This window comes from Neobacillus driksii, assembly GCF_013409995.1.
In the GTDB taxonomy this organism is placed as follows: domain Bacteria; phylum Bacillota; class Bacilli; order Bacillales; family Cytobacillaceae; genus Neobacillus; species Neobacillus driksii.
This window is the reverse complement of the sequence record NZ_JACCBX010000028.1, coordinates 1-15,774: the sequence shown is the minus strand read 5'-3', so window position 1 is coordinate 15,774 and position 15,774 is coordinate 1. Positions and strand designations below refer to the sequence as shown.

15 protein-coding genes, 1 tRNA gene, 1 rRNA gene, 1 other RNA gene and 1 other annotated feature are annotated in these 15,774 nt (G+C 40.0%); of the genes, 14 read left to right on the top strand and 4 right to left on the bottom strand.

What is annotated here, in order from left to right; translation table 11 throughout:
- A 5S ribosomal RNA gene (gene rrf / locus F4694_RS31615) occupies positions 1-93 on the top strand; the annotation flags it as partial.
- 507 nt (positions 94-600) lie between these two features.
- Here rrf and F4694_RS31610 read toward each other — a convergent pair.
- A complete protein-coding gene (locus tag F4694_RS31610) occupies positions 601-1,542 on the bottom strand; it encodes a YaaC family protein (protein WP_179603838.1) in 942 nt (313 codons plus the stop codon).
- A 105-nt stretch (positions 1,543-1,647) separates the two neighbouring features.
- Between F4694_RS31610 and guaB the strand changes: the two genes are divergently transcribed.
- The 6 genes from guaB to F4694_RS31580 all read left to right on the top strand — a co-directional run bounded on the left by guaB (position 1,648) and on the right by F4694_RS31580 (position 8,148).
- Positions 1,648-3,114, top strand: coding sequence for an IMP dehydrogenase (guaB, locus tag F4694_RS31605; RefSeq protein WP_179603837.1), 1,467 nt, complete (start codon positions 1,648-1,650; stop codon positions 3,112-3,114).
- A 180-nt stretch (positions 3,115-3,294) separates the two neighbouring features.
- Positions 3,295-4,620 (top strand): D-alanyl-D-alanine carboxypeptidase family protein, encoded by a 1,326-nt coding sequence (locus F4694_RS31600; RefSeq protein WP_218895925.1) that lies wholly within the window; start codon positions 3,295-3,297, stop codon positions 4,618-4,620.
- Positions 4,621-4,791: 171 nt separating this feature from the next.
- Positions 4,792-5,673 carry a pyridoxal 5'-phosphate synthase lyase subunit PdxS gene (gene pdxS / locus F4694_RS31595; RefSeq protein ID WP_179603834.1) on the top strand — a complete coding sequence of 294 codons (882 nt, stop codon included), beginning with the start codon at positions 4,792-4,794 and terminating at the stop codon, positions 5,671-5,673.
- A complete protein-coding gene (gene pdxT / locus F4694_RS31590) occupies positions 5,673-6,260 on the top strand; it encodes a pyridoxal 5'-phosphate synthase glutaminase subunit PdxT (protein WP_179603832.1) in 588 nt (195 codons plus the stop codon). Before pdxS ends, pdxT begins: the two co-directional genes overlap by 1 nt.
- A 53-nt stretch (positions 6,261-6,313) precedes the next feature.
- Positions 6,314-6,535, top strand: a binding site (T-box leader).
- Positions 6,536-6,712: 177 nt separating this feature from the next.
- Positions 6,713-7,993 (top strand): serine--tRNA ligase, encoded by a 1,281-nt coding sequence (gene serS / locus F4694_RS31585; RefSeq protein ID WP_179603830.1) that lies wholly within the window; start codon positions 6,713-6,715, stop codon positions 7,991-7,993.
- Between the two features lie 62 nt (positions 7,994-8,055).
- A tRNA-Ser gene (locus F4694_RS31580) sits at positions 8,056-8,148 on the top strand.
- A 107-nt stretch (positions 8,149-8,255) separates the two neighbouring features.
- Here the strand turns inward: F4694_RS31580 and F4694_RS31575 are convergent.
- The 3 genes from F4694_RS31575 to F4694_RS31565 all read right to left on the bottom strand — a co-directional run bounded on the left by F4694_RS31575 (position 8,256) and on the right by F4694_RS31565 (position 11,110).
- On the bottom strand, positions 8,256-8,951 hold the full coding sequence (locus tag F4694_RS31575; protein WP_179603828.1) for a deoxynucleoside kinase: 696 nt from the start codon (positions 8,949-8,951) through the stop codon (positions 8,256-8,258).
- Between the two features lie 16 nt (positions 8,952-8,967).
- Entirely contained in the window at positions 8,968-9,615 is a 648-nt protein-coding gene (locus F4694_RS31570) for a deoxynucleoside kinase (protein ID WP_179603827.1), read from the bottom strand.
- Between the two features lie 208 nt (positions 9,616-9,823).
- Positions 9,824-11,110 (bottom strand): glycoside hydrolase family 18 protein, encoded by a 1,287-nt coding sequence (locus F4694_RS31565; RefSeq protein ID WP_179603826.1) that lies wholly within the window; start codon positions 11,108-11,110, stop codon positions 9,824-9,826.
- Between the two features lie 112 nt (positions 11,111-11,222).
- Here F4694_RS31565 and tadA point away from each other — a divergent pair, with 112 nt between their 5' ends.
- From tadA to F4694_RS31530, 7 genes are all read left to right on the top strand, one after another.
- On the top strand, positions 11,223-11,720 hold the full coding sequence (gene tadA / locus F4694_RS31560) for a tRNA adenosine(34) deaminase TadA (RefSeq protein ID WP_179603825.1): 498 nt from the start codon (positions 11,223-11,225) through the stop codon (positions 11,718-11,720).
- A 92-nt stretch (positions 11,721-11,812) separates the two neighbouring features.
- Positions 11,813-12,078, top strand: an RNA gene (gene ffs / locus F4694_RS31555) — signal recognition particle sRNA large type.
- Positions 12,079-12,201: 123 nt separating this feature from the next.
- On the top strand, positions 12,202-13,890 hold the full coding sequence (gene dnaX, locus F4694_RS31550; RefSeq protein ID WP_179603840.1) for a DNA polymerase III subunit gamma/tau: 1,689 nt from the start codon (positions 12,202-12,204) through the stop codon (positions 13,888-13,890).
- 21 nt (positions 13,891-13,911) lie between these two features.
- Positions 13,912-14,229 carry a YbaB/EbfC family nucleoid-associated protein gene (locus tag F4694_RS31545; RefSeq protein ID WP_179603824.1) on the top strand — a complete coding sequence of 106 codons (318 nt, stop codon included), beginning with the start codon at positions 13,912-13,914 and terminating at the stop codon, positions 14,227-14,229.
- A gap of 68 nt (positions 14,230-14,297) precedes the next feature.
- On the top strand, positions 14,298-14,894 hold the full coding sequence (gene recR / locus F4694_RS31540; RefSeq protein WP_179603823.1) for a recombination mediator RecR: 597 nt from the start codon (positions 14,298-14,300) through the stop codon (positions 14,892-14,894).
- A gap of 27 nt (positions 14,895-14,921) precedes the next feature.
- Complete coding sequence (locus F4694_RS31535) at positions 14,922-15,140, top strand: YaaL family protein (protein ID WP_179603822.1); 219 nt, start codon at positions 14,922-14,924, stop codon at positions 15,138-15,140.
- A gap of 85 nt (positions 15,141-15,225) precedes the next feature.
- On the top strand, positions 15,226-15,489 hold the full coding sequence (locus F4694_RS31530; RefSeq protein ID WP_179603821.1) for a pro-sigmaK processing inhibitor BofA family protein: 264 nt from the start codon (positions 15,226-15,228) through the stop codon (positions 15,487-15,489).
- The last annotated feature ends 285 nt before the right edge of the window (positions 15,490-15,774 follow it).

Sequence of the window (15,774 nt, the reverse complement as noted above, 5' to 3'; positions counted from 1 at the left end):
CACACCCGTTCCCATACCGAACACGGAAGTTAAGCTTCTCAGCGCCGATGGTAGTTGGGACTTTGTCCCTGTGAGAGTAGGACGTTGCCAGGCAAAGGAAACACAACCTGATAAGGGTTGTGTTTTTTTGTATGCTCTCGAATGAAGAATTTGTTGAAGTGTGCCCGCGAGGTGGCACTTTAGGGAAAAGAGGGAACGATAGTCAGAGAATCGTGCCCGTGCGGCGAAGCTTTTAGAGAAAACGGTAACGATTAGAGGTTATTCATGCCCGCGAGGCGACACTTTTAAGGAAAACAGTAACGAATAGTTCCTTAACAATCCCCATGAAGTCACTTTAATATAGTTGACGGTAATAAGTTAAACCCCATGTATGATTCCCTTGATTTTCAATTTTTATAAAATAAAGGAGCCAAAACTCCCTTTTGATTGCCTTAATCAGCATAAATAAGGTGTACAGGGAATCAAAATCCCCTTATAGTTCCCATAAGCCCGATTTGTAAGAGATACAGGGAACCAAAAACACCTTTTGATTCCCATAAACTTGATTTTCCGAGTATACAGGGAATCAAGGCCCTTTTTCTCCAAAGAAAAGACTGCCTATTAACTCATCAAGTACTCATAGACCAAAAATGGCCCCTTTTTCAAGGTAATTTCCAAGAAAGTCTTAATAAATGGATAATCACGGTTTGGCATCATTTTTGTAATTTCACTCCACCACTCTGTTTCATATCTAGCAATCATACTTAAATTATAAAGCAGGAGATAATGAACCATTAGTTCAGGAAATAGAAATAAATTCTCCTTCTTAAGCGGTAATACATAAGCGCTGCATTCTAGATTGTATTTAATCGGTGATATTCCAGAAAACTTCCGTTTATCGTATTGAAACGCGAGTCCTTCACTTAAAAATTCAATCTGATTCCCAGACTTAGTTGAAAGAAAGTCCTTCAATCTTTCCTCTGTCATATGATAATGATCCAGTACTTTTTCTGGTACTGCCAATTGCCCGTGCTGATTATTTATGGGGGTAAAAGTGCTTTTCGACTCATGTATCATAAACAAATCGTCCAATTCGGGAATGAGCTCAAGCAGCTCCTCCATTGTAATTTTATCGCCTTCCAATTGTTTCATGTGGAACATTTTTTCAGACATAAAAGGAAAAAGCCCATTTTTTTGAAACTTTACTTCATCTTGAAAAAATTGATAGTTTTGCTTTTTTCTTTTCCGCGTAGAAACACCATGTGCTAAGACGGAAGTGGTTTCTGGGTATGCTGGGTCAACCGTTAGGATACATGCTTTAATTAAATGTACAAGACCATAAAAAAGCAGAATTGGTTTTAGGATTAGCGGTGAGTTTTCTGCCTGTAGATAATAAATTTGTCCATGCTCGAGATAATATAAAAAGGCATAACAGTTTTCATAGCTTTTTTGTTCAGGGTTTTCAATATTTCGCTTTATATAGTGGTTTTTTAGGTATAACTGGCAATGCTCTGCAGAGAAAAAACTTGCATAGCTTTTCCAGCCCTTATAGTCAACAGTCAACGGGAATCACCTTTTTCAGAAAAATTAGACTAAATCGTTCTCCTTGACAGTATTTTGTCCAATTGATAACCTACAATTAAAAAATTTTTTCCTGGAGGCCAAAAAATGTGGGAGAGTAAATTTTCAAAAGAAGGTTTAACGTTTGATGATGTCTTATTAATTCCTGGTAAATCGGAAGTACTGCCGCGCGATGTAAGTCTTCAAGTGGAATTATCGCCAACAGTGAAGTTAAACATTCCAATCATTAGTGCAGGGATGGATACAGTAACCGAAGCCGAAATGGCAATTTCAATGGCTCGCCAGGGTGGTTTAGGGATTATCCATAAGAACATGACGATTGAACAGCAAGCTGAACAGGTCGAGAAAGTTAAGAGATCAGAGAGCGGGGTAATTACGGATCCGTTTTATCTCACTCCAGAGCATCAGGTGTATGATGCCGAACATCTAATGGGTAAATACCGAATTTCGGGTGTACCAATTGTTAATAATCTTGATGAGCAAAAACTTGTCGGGATTATCACCAATCGTGATTTACGTTTTATTCAAGATTACTCTTTTAAAATCTCTGATGTCATGACGAAAGAAAACCTGGTTACGGCTCCAGTTGGAACCACATTAAAAGAGGCAGAAAAAATCCTTCAAAAATACAAAATTGAAAAACTCCCGCTAGTGGACAATCAAGGAGTATTAAAAGGGCTAATTACCATAAAGGATATCGAGAAAGTGATTGAGTTTCCTAACTCAGCAAAAGATAAGCAGGGTCGTCTGTTAGCTGGAGCTGCAGTCGGGGTTACAAAGGATACAATGCTGCGAGTTGAGAAGCTGGTAAAGGCAAACGTCGATGTCATTGTGGTGGATACTGCTCATGGTCATTCTAAGGGTGTACTTGACACCGTTAAGGAAATAAGAGACCAATATCCCGACTTAACGATTATCGCTGGTAATGTGGCTACTGCCGAGGCAACAAAGGATTTAATTGAAGCAGGCGCGGATGTAGTTAAGGTAGGAATCGGACCTGGTTCAATTTGTACTACCCGTGTAGTAGCAGGGGTAGGTGTGCCGCAGATTACCGCGGTATATGATTGTGCTACAGAGGCTAGGAAGCATGGTAGAACCATTATTGCAGATGGTGGCATTAAATATTCAGGAGATATCGTGAAGGCTCTTGCTGCAGGCGGTCACGCGGTTATGCTAGGTAGCATGCTTGCAGGTGTAACTGAAAGTCCAGGAGAAACTGAAATTTTCCAAGGACGTCGCTTTAAGGTATATCGTGGTATGGGTTCCGTAGCGGCAATGGAAAAGGGCTCAAAAGATCGTTATTTCCAGGAAGATAACAAGAAATTCGTTCCTGAGGGTATTGAAGGGCGCCTGCCTTACAAGGGACCTTTAGCGGAAACCATTTATCAATTAATCGGTGGTTTACGTTCAGGGATGGGCTATTGTGGAACAAAAGACCTAGAAGAATTAAGAAATAATGCACAATTCATTAAGATGACTGGGGCAGGTCTGAGGGAAAGCCATCCTCATGATGTTCAAATTACCAAAGAGGCACCTAATTACTCATTATCTTAATAATGAAGAAAAACAGAGAAGCGCTGACTTCTCTGTCTTTTTTTTGTAAAAAGATAGTCCTATCCTCTGTCTATGATTTGAACCCCAGTTATGTTAAAATAACCGAAGTGCATAAAATCGTTGGAGGGTATTATCGTGAATAAACTTTTTTATCGAAAAATTATTGCCAGTTCATTGGCAATGATCATGTTTTTTAGCCTATTTGCAGGTATAAATAAAGCAGAGGCAGAAACAGCATTAGATGTTAATGCATCTGGAGCTATATTAGTTGATGCAGATACCGGCATGATTCTGTACGAAAAGAATTCTGACACTGCGTTGGGCATTGCGAGTATGACCAAAATGATGACGGAGTACTTACTTCTAGAAGCCGTAAAAGAAGGCAAGGTAAAATGGAACCAAGAGTATTTAGTATCTCCTGAAATTTCTAAGATGTCACATGACGATAGTTTAAGTAATGTCTATTTACGTGTTGAATCAAAGTATAGGGTAGAGGATCTATATGCAGCAATGGCAATAGAATCTGCGAATGCAGCTACCATGGCAATTGCTGAAATTGTTGGGGGATCAGAGGCCAAATTTGTAGAAATGATGAATAATAAGGCAGCAGAACTTGGCCTTGAAAAGTATAAGTTTGTAAATTCTACAGGTTTAAATAACCGCGATATTTTAAAGCATCTTCCCGAAGTAGTGGGTGACCCTGATGAGGAAAATATAATGTCTGCAAAGGATGTTGCCTCCCTAGCATCTCACTTAATACATGACTTCCCTGAGGTTTTAAAAACATCTAGTATACCTGAAAAGATTTTTGCAAAGGGCACGGAAGATGAATTTGTAATGGACAATTGGAACTGGATGTTAGAAGGATACGAGGAACTTGCAAGTGATTACCCGAATTATCAACAATTTGTTTATGATGGTTTGGATGGTTTAAAAACGGGTTCTACCCCTTTTGCAGGATACAATTTTACTGGAACAGCTATTAGGGATGGGCAACGATATATTTCTGTTGTTATGAATACTAGTTCCCAAACTGAACGTTTTAGAGAAACAAGAAAGGTTCTAGATTACGCCTTTAATAATTTTAAAAAAGAAGAAATCCTTCCAAAGCATTATCAAGTTAAAGGGAAGAAAACTTTACCAGTCATCAAAGGTAAAGAAGATCAAGTGAAAGTTTATACGAAAGAAGCCGTTAACTTGGTGGTGAAAAATGGGGAGAAGGATAATTTTAAAACCACTTTGACACTTGATAAAAAGAAGGTTAACGATCAAGGTGAACTTACTGCACCTATTAAAAAGGGTGAAAAGGTCGGAACATTAACGCTCCAGCCTAAAGAGGCAGGAAATTTAGGATTTTTAACAAAAGAAGGCCAGATAACGGTTGACGTCATTGCGGCTGAAGATGTGGACAAGGCTAATTGGTTCGTCTTAATGATGAGAGGTATTGGCGGGTTCTTTGGAGATCTTTGGGGAGGCATTTCTTCAACGGTTAAAGGTTGGTTTTAATAGTTAGGAAGTATTTAGCAGAGGATTCTTGTCTTGACAGGAATCCTTTTTTGTTGCTTTAATGATTTTATGGAAACAATCTAATTCCGAATGAATTAACATTATTTCCTAAATTTATACGTTAATTTTTTGTAATATTTATAAAAATGGAACTTATAAGGGGGATTTTTCATGAAAACAGGTACGGATCGAGTTAAACGCGGTATGGCCGAAATGCAAAAGGGCGGCGTCATTATGGACGTTGTTAATGCAGAGCAGGCAAGAATTGCTGAAGATGCTGGTGCAGTTGCGGTAATGGCTTTGGAGCGTGTACCATCTGATATTCGCGCAGCTGGCGGTGTAGCTCGAATGGCTGACCCAAGGATTATTGAAGAGGTATTGAATGCAGTATCAATCCCTGTAATGGCAAAGGCAAGAATTGGCCATATTGTTGAGGCACGTGTACTTGAAGCAATGGGTGTAGACTATATTGATGAGAGTGAAGTTTTAACCCCAGCGGATGAAGAGTATCACTTATATAAAAGCGATTTTACCGTTCCATTTGTTTGCGGCTGCCGTGACCTTGGTGAGGCCGCCCGCAGGATTGGTGAGGGAGCTTCCATGCTTCGTACAAAAGGGGAACCTGGAACAGGAAATATTGTTGAAGCGGTACGCCATATGCGCAAAGTGAATGGACAAGTTCGTAAAGTAGTCGGAATGAATGAAGATGAGCTAATGACAGAAGCAAAACTATTAGGAGCACCATTTGAGTTACTTCTTGAAATTAAGCGTCTTGGACGCCTTCCTGTTGTTAACTTTGCTGCTGGAGGTGTTGCAACGCCTGCGGATGCAGCATTAATGATGCAGCTGGGTGCGGATGGAGTATTTGTTGGTTCAGGTATCTTTAAATCAGAAAACCCTGCAAAGTTTGCTAGAGCAATCGTGGAAGCTACCACTCATTATCAAGACTACAAATTAATCGCTGAGCTTTCTAAAGAACTAGGAGCACCGATGAAGGGAATTGAGATTTCATCATTGTCCCCTGAAAACCGTATGCAGGAACGTGGTTGGTAATGGTTAAAGTAGGAGTACTTGCCTTACAAGGCGCCGTCAGGGAACATATTCGTTCTTTGGAGGAATGTGGTGCTGAGGGGATTGCTATTAAGAAGGTAGAACAGTTAAGAGAAGTAGACGGCCTCATTCTTCCTGGCGGTGAAAGCACGGCAATGAGACGCCTAATTGATAAGTATGGTTTTATGGAGGCATTAAAGGAATTTGCAGCCGAAGGTAAACCGATGTTTGGTACCTGTGCTGGTCTTATTCTTTTAGCTAAAAACCTAGTTGGTCACAAGCCGCATATTGGGGTGATGGACATTACGGTCGAACGCAACTCCTTTGGACGACAGGTTGATAGCTTCGAGGCTGACCTTGCGATTAAGGATGTAGCTGACAACTTCCCTGCAGTCTTTATACGTGCACCGCATGTCGTTGAAGCCGGAGCTGAAGTAGAGATCCTTTCAAAGCACAATGACCGTATTGTGGCAGCTCGTGAAGGACAATTCCTCGGATGCTCGTTCCATCCTGAATTAACAGACCGCCATGACATTACGGCTTACTTTGTTGAGATGGTTAAGGAAGCAAAAGCAAAACAATTTGTATAATTTGATTGCAATTGGTGGATAATTATAGTAAATTATTTTCAATAAATAAATATTTTAAAGCAATGAGAGGAACTAGTAGCAGGAAGTTCATTCTAAAGAGAGCCGGTGGATGGTGCGAATCGGTGTTTGAAGCTTGTGAATCCCTCCTCGAGTAAGGTATGGAACGCCTGCGTAGGGTCAGTAAGTACTTTCGGTAAAAACCGTTAATTTTTTCGAGGTGGACAGACTAAATCTGTCAACCAGGGTGGTAACGCGGGTTAACTCTCGTCCCTGTTTTTAGGGACGGGAGTTTTTTGTATTTATTTAGTGAATCCAGCTGCAGCGCCTAGGGGCTCGGGGTCATAAGCCAATCCGTCAAGAAGGTTAAAGAACAACCTTCTTGACGGCTCGTCTTATGCCTGTCGCCCCTGTACAAGGCGCTTACGCTTTATAATTTAGTTAGGAGTGGAAAGATGTTAGACATTAAATTATTACGAGCTAATTTTGCTGAGGTTAAGGAAAAGCTCCAGCACCGTGGGGAGGACCTGACAGACCTAGGAAAGTTCGAAGACTTAGATCAACGCAGACGTGATTTAATCGTTGAGGCAGAACAATTAAAAAGCAAACGTAACGAGGTTTCCCAGCAGGTAGCTGCTTTAAAGCGTGAAAAGGCCAATGCTGACCATCTTATTGTAGAAATGCGTGAGGTGGGCGATAGGATTAAAGTATTGGATGAGGAACTCCGCAGTGTCGAGGAAACGCTCGACTTGTTGTTAATGAGCATTCCAAATATTCCACATGAAAGTGTGCCAATTGGTGAGTCAGAGGATGATAATGTAGAGATTAGAAAGTGGGGTCAAGTACGGGACTTTGAATTTGAGGCAAAACCGCACTGGGATGTTGCTGATCATCTAGGTATCCTTGACTTTGAACGTGCGGGCAAGGTTACAGGCAGCCGCTTCGTGTTTTATAAAGGTCTTGGAGCCCGTTTAGAGCGTGCACTGATGAACTTTATGCTTGACCTGCATGTAGATGAGCATGGCTACAAAGAAATATTGCCGCCATATATGGTAAACCGCGCGAGCATGACTGGTACAGGTCAACTCCCAAAATTTGAAGAAGATGCGTTTTTAATTGAAAGTGAAGATTATTTCTTAATTCCAACAGCAGAGGTGCCTGTTACCAACCTCCACCGTGATGAAATACTAAGCGGGGATGAGCTTCCAATCCGCTTTGCGGCCTACAGTGCATGCTTCCGTTCTGAGGCTGGTTCAGCGGGGCGTGACACTCGTGGATTAATCCGCCAGCACCAGTTCAATAAAGTTGAGTTAGTGAAGTTTGTTAAGCCAGAGGATTCTTATGAGGAACTTGAAAAGTTGACAAGTGATGCAGAACGCGTGCTTCAATTACTTGAATTACCTTATCGAGTGTTAAGCATGTGTACGGGTGACCTTGGCTTTACGGCAGCCAAAAAGTATGATATTGAAGTATGGATCCCGAGCTATGGAACATATCGTGAGATTTCTTCTTGCAGTAACTTTGAAGCATTCCAAGCCCGCCGTGCGAATATCCGCTTCCGCCGTGACCCGAAAGCGAAGCCTGAACATGTTCATACTTTAAATGGATCTGGGCTGGCGATTGGTAGAACAGTTGCAGCTATCTTGGAAAATTACCAGCAGGCTGATGGAAGTGTGGTAATTCCTAATGTGTTACGTCCATATATGGGAAATAAAGAAGTTATCGCACCAGAATAAAAAAATTTAATCATGTGTTGACAGGGATATTAAGAATGTGATATTCTATCTCTTGTCGATACGGAGGAATACCCAAGTCCGGCTGAAGGGATCGGTCTTGAAAACCGACAGGCGGGTTAAACCGCGCGGGGGTTCGAATCCCTCTTCCTCCGCCATCTATTTTATTATAATCGCGCATAAAACTGGAGATAAAATCCGTCCAAGCATTTGGACGGATTTTTTATATTTTCTTTCTAAATTGTAAAAAAAAGCCCTATTGGAATTAACCAATATGGGCTTTTGTCATATTTAAGATTTCTTTTAGACGTTCGTCCACTTCACGGCATACTCTTAATGCGTCTTCTGGTCGCTTAACGACATCCGTATGATCCATATCGACGATTAGCACTTCACTGGCATTATAGTTATTAATAACCCACTCATCATAACCCTTCCAAACTTCAAAGTAATACTCTTTCAGTTCAGGATTAATTTCAAAGCTTCGGCCGCGTGCCATAATTCGATCAATGACAGTATCAAAGGAACCTTTTAAATAAACCATTAAGTCAGGAGCCTTTTTTGGAAGTTCATTTAACTCTTGCATCATGTTCTCAACAAGGTCTTCATATATTCTAAATTCAAGGTCAGAAATTCTGCCAAGATTTTTGTTTACATAAGCAAAGTACCAGTCCTCGTAGATGGAGCGATCCTGAATCGTGTAAATAGGGTCTTTCCAGCTTACACAATCCTTTACTGTTTTAAAGCGTTTATTTAAGAAAAATAATTGTAAGAGGAATGGAATTCTTCTAGCATCTAATTCTTCTGGAGTTAGTTCATAATAGAGCGGAAGAATCGGATTATTATCAACTGCCTCATAAAAAACCTTACTCTCAATTCCGCTCCTTTGAAAATGTGCATTCAATGTATCAGCTACACTTGTCTTACCAAGACCTATCATACCACCAATAACGATACTCACTTACATCCCCCAATTCTTATCGTGTGTTAGTCGTGCTGCTTTTCTTTAATGAGCCTACAAGCTTCTCTATTATTAAATGTAAATCATCTTCATTTTTAACAAAGTCTAATTCATCACCATTAAAGCGAAGAACAGGAATTTCTGGATGTGATTGCTCAAAGCGCGTTATGGTTTGTTCATAGTCAAGCGATAGCTGTTCTAAATATAGGGGACTGATATTTTTCTCTACCTCGCGTCCTCTGATTTTAATTCGCTTTAGAAGAGTATCTAAACTAGCATTTAAATAAATAATAACATTTGGCTTTGGCATGTCTTCTGTTAGGAGCTGATATATTTTATAATATTTTTGATATTCGTCGGGGTTTAAGGTCCTCTGGGCAAAAATTAAGTTCTTTAAAATATGATAATCTGCTACAACAGCCTGACTTTTACTTAAGTAGTGGGTATTAATATCCCCCAATTGCTTATAACGGTTGCAAAGAAAAAACATTTCCGTTTGGAAACTCCACTCTTCAATATTGTCATAAAATTTCCCCAAAAATGGATTTTCATCGACAATCTCTTTTAATAAAGCAAAATTAAATTGATCTGAAATGGCTTTTGCGAGAGATGTTTTACCTACACCAATCGGCCCTTCAACGGTAATAAAGGGAGTATACCCCATTTGCTGATCCTCCTTCTCCAACTGCCTGCGAATTCTATGTTTAACCAGCGATAAACCGGAAACTTTTTTCTAACGTTCTAAATGGCACAAATAATATATTATCATAATCTGACACAGGAAGGGATATGGAAATTGTAGAAGAAGAAATTTTAATGTCGAATATATGAAAAAACTGCCGAAATACGGCAGTTTATGTTATAAAAATTTATTAACCTCTTTTTACCACATTGAAATTCTCAACAATTAAAAGCCAATTCTGCGGAAATGCCAGGCCAAGCTTCCAATAACTCATCCCTCTAATACCTAATTCTTTTATCAAATTAAATTTGGCTTGGATCGAGCGGGCATCCTCAAACCAAACCTCATGCCGCTTTCCATCTGCTGCTGTGTATCGGAAGAAAGGTGCCTGTGCTTTTGTATCATACTGAATAGGAACGTTGTTTGCAGCAGCAAGTTCAATCGCTTGCTGCGGGCTGACGGCCTTTGCGACAGAACCTTGAACAAAAGGAAGTGTCCAGTCATATCCATATAAGTTCTGACCCATTAAGATTTTATTCGGAGGCATTTCTGTAATTGCATATTCTAAAACCCTCCGGACCTGATCAATAGGTGAAACAGCCATAGCAGGACCACCGCTGTAGCCCCATTCATAGGTCATAATAACTACAAAATCAACGATTTGACCGTGAGCCCGATAATCATGGGCTTCATACCATGCTCCTTGTTGTGTAGCACTAGTTTTCGGTGCAAGCGCCGTTGACAATAACCAGCCTTCCCTTTGAAACCGGGCTTTTGCCTTTCTTAAAAATGTATTATAGGCTTCACGGTCTGCCGGACGTAGAAATTCAAAATCAAAATGAATATCTCTAAACCCATATTTCTTTGCAGTGGCAACAATATTATTTAAGAATCTATCTTGTACTGGAATATCATTAAGTAAAATACGACCCAATTCATTACTAAATTGATCATTTTCCTGGTTCGTTATAACCATCATTAATACATTTCGATTCGCTCTCGCGATGGCTGGAAAATTATTTAATAAGGGCTCCTTTAAAGACCCATCGCGAAGAGCTTGAAAACTGAACGGTGCAAGGTAGGTTAAATAGGGACCTGCTTCCCGTGCACTAGTTTCTAAAATAGGGGAAACACTAGTGCCTCGAGGTTCGACATAAGCATTAAATTCTCCTCTTCTTTTTGGTCTCGGCGGGATATAGAGACGGAAGCCGACATAGAGTTGCTGGTTTAATGAGATACGATTAGCAGAGGCAATTTGTTGATAGGGTACACCTACTTTTTGCCCGATTGACCATAGACTATCTCCAGGCTGTACATAATAAAAACTGCCAACGATCGGAATCACCATTGCTTGACCGACGACGAGATTATTTGGATTAGGGATGTCATTTGCTTCAACAATATCATTCACTGTTGTATTGTATGCCCTCGCAATGGTTGTTAATGATTCATTCGCTCTCACAACATGAATTTGCATATCTTCCCCTCCTAAGCAACAACACTACATCTATTCTATGAGTAAAATTATGGATTCATGATATAATGGGGAAAATAATAAGAGTCAAAATGATCATATAAGGCGGTACCTCATGACGATAGATGAAATTTCTGATGAATTATATATGAAGGAAGCCATAAAGGAAGCGAAAAAGGCAGAAGCATTAAACGAGGTGCCAATCGGAGCCATCGTCGTAATAGATGGGAAAATTATTTCCCGTGCACATAATTTACGTGAAAGCAAACAAAGCGCCGTAGCGCATGCAGAGATTTTGGCTATTGAACAAGCTTGTCAGCTAGTAGGCTCATGGAGGCTGGAGAATGCGAGCCTTTATGTCACACTTGAGCCCTGTGCGATGTGCTCCGGCGCAATTATCTTATCAAGGGTAAAAAGAGTGGTATATGGTGCTGCCGATCCAAAGGGAGGCTGTGCGGGAACATTTATGAACCTCCTGCAAGATGAACGTTTCAATCATCAGAGTGAAGTAACGAGCGGTGTACTGGAGGAAGAGTGTGGTCAGTTACTATCAAACTTCTTCCGTCAGCTTCGAGAAAAACGGAAAATAGCAAAAAAACAGCCCTTACAGTAATTTACAATTGATAAAGATTGATTTTTTCCTTAAAAGTTAGTATACTAAAAAAGCGTCAGATAAAGACGCCTTAAAATTTGTTATCAACTTTGCCGTGCTAGGCGGGGAGGTAGCGGTGCCCTGTACTCGCAATCCGCTCTAGCGAGGCTGAATCCCTTCCCGAGGCTGGTATCCTGTAGGGTCCGCCTTAAGTAAGTAGTGTTGACGCCCGGGTCCTGCGCAATGGGAATCCATGAACCATGTCAGGTCCGGAAGGAAGCAGCATTAAGTGGAAGCTTCCATGTGCCGCAGGGTGGCCTGGGCCGAGCTAACTGCTTAAGCAGCGCCTATGGGTGCGAAGTCGACGGAAGGTGCACGGCAGTTTATAATGTGAAAACAACTCATTTCGAATACGAGATGAGTTTTTTTGTATTCTCTTTGATAAATAGAAAAAGGATAAGTTATAATGATTAGGAAAGAATTTTTGAAGGGGGCGATGTTTGTGGCTTATCAGGCTTTATATCGTGTTTGGCGTCCTCAGCAATTTATTGATGTAGTAGGACAAGAACATGTTACGAAAACATTGCAAAATGCCCTGCTTCAACAAAAAATTTCCCATGCCTATTTATTTAACGGGCCAAGAGGAACAGGTAAAACTAGTGCAGCCAAAATATTGGCTAAAGCAGTAAATTGTGAACGTGCGCCAATTTCTGAACCCTGCAATGAATGTGCTGCATGTAAGGGAATTACCAATGGAACTATATCAGATGTGCTGGAATTTGATGCAGCATCAAACTCCAGAGTGGAAGAAATGCGAGATGTCCTTGATAAAGTAAAGTTCGCTCCAACCGCTGTTAACTACAAGGTCTATATTATAGATGAAGTGCATATGCTATCCATTAGTGCGTTTAATGCCTTGTTAAAAACGTTAGAGGAGCCGCCAAAGCATGTCATCTTCATTTTAGCCACGACTGAGCCGCATAAAATTCCCTTAACGATTATCTCTAGATGTCAACGATTTGATTTTAGACGAATTACAGCACAATCTATAGTAAGTAGAATGAAATTAATCGTTGAGGAAACAGGTGTAAAGTGTGAAGAAGACGCCTTAAAAATGATTGCTAGAGCGGCAGAAGGCGGTATGCGCGACGCATTAAGTCTTTTAGATCAAGCTATCTCTTTTAGTCACGAAGAAGTAACTGTTGAAGATGCTTTGACGGTCACCGGCTCGGTTTCGCAAGGATTTTTAAACAAGCTTGCAAGGGCCGTTATGGAAAAGGATGTAGCCAGTGGATTAGAAGCATTAGAAGAATTGTTGTTTCATGGGAAAGATCCATCAAGATTTATTGAGGACTTTATATTGTATTATCGAGATATGCTGCTATATAAAACAGCCCCAAATCTTGAAGAATCATTAGACAGAGTCTTATTGGATGAGAAATTCCGTCAAATTGCTGAGGCTGTTCCTTATGATCAGATTTATCAGCTCATTGAACTATTAAATAAGACTCAACAAGATATGCGGTGGACCAACCATCCGAGAATCTTTCTAGAAGTTGCAATTGTAAAGCTGTGTCAAACGGAAGCTAAGCAGATAGAGCAAATGCCTGCTGGACAGCTATCTGAGCTGCTTAAGAAAATAGAACAGCTTGAGCATGAAATACAACACTTAAAAACAAATGGTTCAGTTATTGTTCAAGAAGCAGCGCCGCAGGCAGCACAAAAGCCTTCGCAAAGAAGTTCAAGAAAAGGGTTCCAGCCTGCAGTTGGAAGAATAAATGAAGTTTTAAAGAATGCAACAAAGAATGACATTAATCAAATTAAAAGTAAATGGGGCGAAATGAGAGGAAGATTAATGAAGTCTCATGCAGCCTTGTTAAATGAAGCGGAGCCAGCTGCTGCTTCGGCTGATGCTTTTATTTTAAAATTTAAACATGAAATTCACTGTCAAATGGCAATGGATAATAACCGTTTTGTCGAGACGATTACTCTTGCTCTACAAGAATTAACAGGAAATAGATACCTTGTTCTAGGGGTGCCCGAAGAACAGTGGCTATCGATACGAGAAAACTTTTTAAGCACACAGCATCATGTCGAGGGAGAAGTTTCTGGATCAAACCAGGAAGAAGAGCCGCATATAGCAGAGGCAAAAAACCTATTTGGTGCTGAATTTGTAGAAATTATTGATTAATTAATTGGAGGTTGAAAGGTTATGCGTGGTGGAATGGGTAATATGCAAAATATGATGAAACAAATGCAAAAAATGCAAAAGAAAATGGCTGAAGCACAAGAGGAGTTAGGTCAGAAAAAGATTGAGGGAACAGCAGGCGGCGGTATGGTGACTGTCATAGTAACAGGACACAAAGAAGTGGTGGATGTTCAAATCAAACCTGAAGCAGTGGATCCTGATGACATCGAAATGCTTCAAGATTTAGTCTTGGCGGCAACGAACGACGCGCTAAAAAAGGTAGAAGAGCTCACAAATAATACAATGGGCCAATTTACAAAGGGAATGAATCTGCCTTTTTAAATAATGAAGATCCAGCATATGCGCCTTTTTAAAGGCGCATATGCTTTTCTAGGAGAGGAATAATAGAAATGCATTATCCAGAACCGATTTCTAAGTTGATTGACAGTTTTATGAAACTGCCTGGTATCGGCCCAAAAACTGCTGCTCGTTTGGCTTTTTATGTATTAAGTATGAAAGAAGATACTGTGCTGGATTTTGCCAAGGCACTTGTAAATGCCAAACGGAATTTAACTTATTGTTCAGTCTGTGGTCATATTACAGATCAGGATCCATGTTATATTTGTGAAGACCAACGGCGAGATAAAAGTACGATTTGTGTTGTTCAAGATCCTAAGGATGTCATTGCAATGGAGAAAATGAGGGAATTTAATGGTATGTACCATGTGTTGCATGGTGCAATTTCACCTATGGATGGAATTGGGCCTGAAGATATCAATATTCCGGATTTGTTAAAACGTCTCCACGATGAAACTGTACAGGAAGTGATTCTAGCTACAAATCCGAATATCGAGGGAGAAGCAACGGCAATGTATATTTCCCGCTTGCTCAAACCATCAGGGATTAAAATCACCCGGATTGCTCATGGTCTCCCAGTCGGCGGAGATCTAGAATATGCCGATGAAGTTACATTATCCAAGGCTCTAGAGGGCAGAAGAGAACTTTAGTAATAAAATAGTACCGGGGGAATAACGATGTTTTTCCAGCGCAAAGGGTGGCTGCGAAAAGAGTTTGATCAAAAACTTTTAACACAGCTGCAAGAGTATAAAGAACAGTGGCAGAAACAAAAACAATTACTCGACAAAAGTTTTGACCCTTCAGAAGAGGCGATATGCCAGACAAAAATCACCCAAGTAAAGTACTTCTTTCTATTAAGAGAAGCAAAAGAAAGAAATGTAAGTATTAAAAGGTAAATATAAAGCTATTCCTCCTTCAAGGTCTATTTTTTATAACTTGTACATATGTTGTTATAAAGAGATTTGAGGGGGGATAGCTTTTTTGGAACCAATTATGATTATTGCGATATCAGCCGGGCTCATACTTATTCTTTTGTTTGCTGGGGCTCCCTTTAAGCCAGCAAGGTTTATTGGTCAAGCTGTTGTAAAGTTATTGATCGGCGCACTATTCTTATTCTTTTTAAATACAGCAGGTAATAGTTTTGGGATCCATGTACCAATAAATTTTGCGACATCAGCAGTATCTGGTTTTCTTGGGATTCCAGGATTAGTAGCGTTGGCAGCAATTCAGAAATATATTATTTAATTTGAACGAACCGCTATTTTTAGCGGTTTTTTATTATTATTTAAAAAACTATTGACCAATCTAGTAATGTAATGTAATATATTAAAAGTCGTCACAAACGACAACGCATCATAAAAAAAGTTATTGACTCTAATAACTTAGTTATGATATATTAATAAAGTCGCTTATGAGCGAACGAGTAAATTGCTCCTTGAAAACTAAACAAACAAGAACGTCAACAAACAATTTTTTTAGCTTTTATTAAAAAGCTAAGCCAACGTAACAAATGAGCTAAATCAACTTTCT

Coding starts and splice junctions, on each gene's coding strand:
- F4694_RS31570 (WP_179603827.1), bottom strand. CDS start 9,615: ATGGGGTATACTCCCTTTATTACCGTTGAAGGGCCGATTGGTGTAGGT.
- pdxS (WP_179603834.1), top strand. CDS start 4,792: ATGAAAACAGGTACGGATCGAGTTAAACGCGGTATGGCCGAAATGCAA.
- F4694_RS31565 (WP_179603826.1), bottom strand. CDS start 11,110: ATGCAAATTCATGTTGTGAGAGCGAATGAATCATTAACAACCATTGCG.
- F4694_RS31545 (WP_179603824.1), top strand. CDS start 13,912: ATGCGTGGTGGAATGGGTAATATGCAAAATATGATGAAACAAATGCAA.
- guaB (WP_179603837.1), top strand. CDS start 1,648: ATGTGGGAGAGTAAATTTTCAAAAGAAGGTTTAACGTTTGATGATGTC.
- pdxT (WP_179603832.1), top strand. CDS start 5,673: ATGGTTAAAGTAGGAGTACTTGCCTTACAAGGCGCCGTCAGGGAACAT.
- F4694_RS31600 (WP_218895925.1), top strand. CDS start 3,295: ATGATCATGTTTTTTAGCCTATTTGCAGGTATAAATAAAGCAGAGGCA.
- tadA (WP_179603825.1), top strand. CDS start 11,223: ATGACGATAGATGAAATTTCTGATGAATTATATATGAAGGAAGCCATA.
- recR (WP_179603823.1), top strand. CDS start 14,298: ATGCATTATCCAGAACCGATTTCTAAGTTGATTGACAGTTTTATGAAA.
- serS (WP_179603830.1), top strand. CDS start 6,713: ATGTTAGACATTAAATTATTACGAGCTAATTTTGCTGAGGTTAAGGAA.
- F4694_RS31535 (WP_179603822.1), top strand. CDS start 14,922: ATGTTTTTCCAGCGCAAAGGGTGGCTGCGAAAAGAGTTTGATCAAAAA.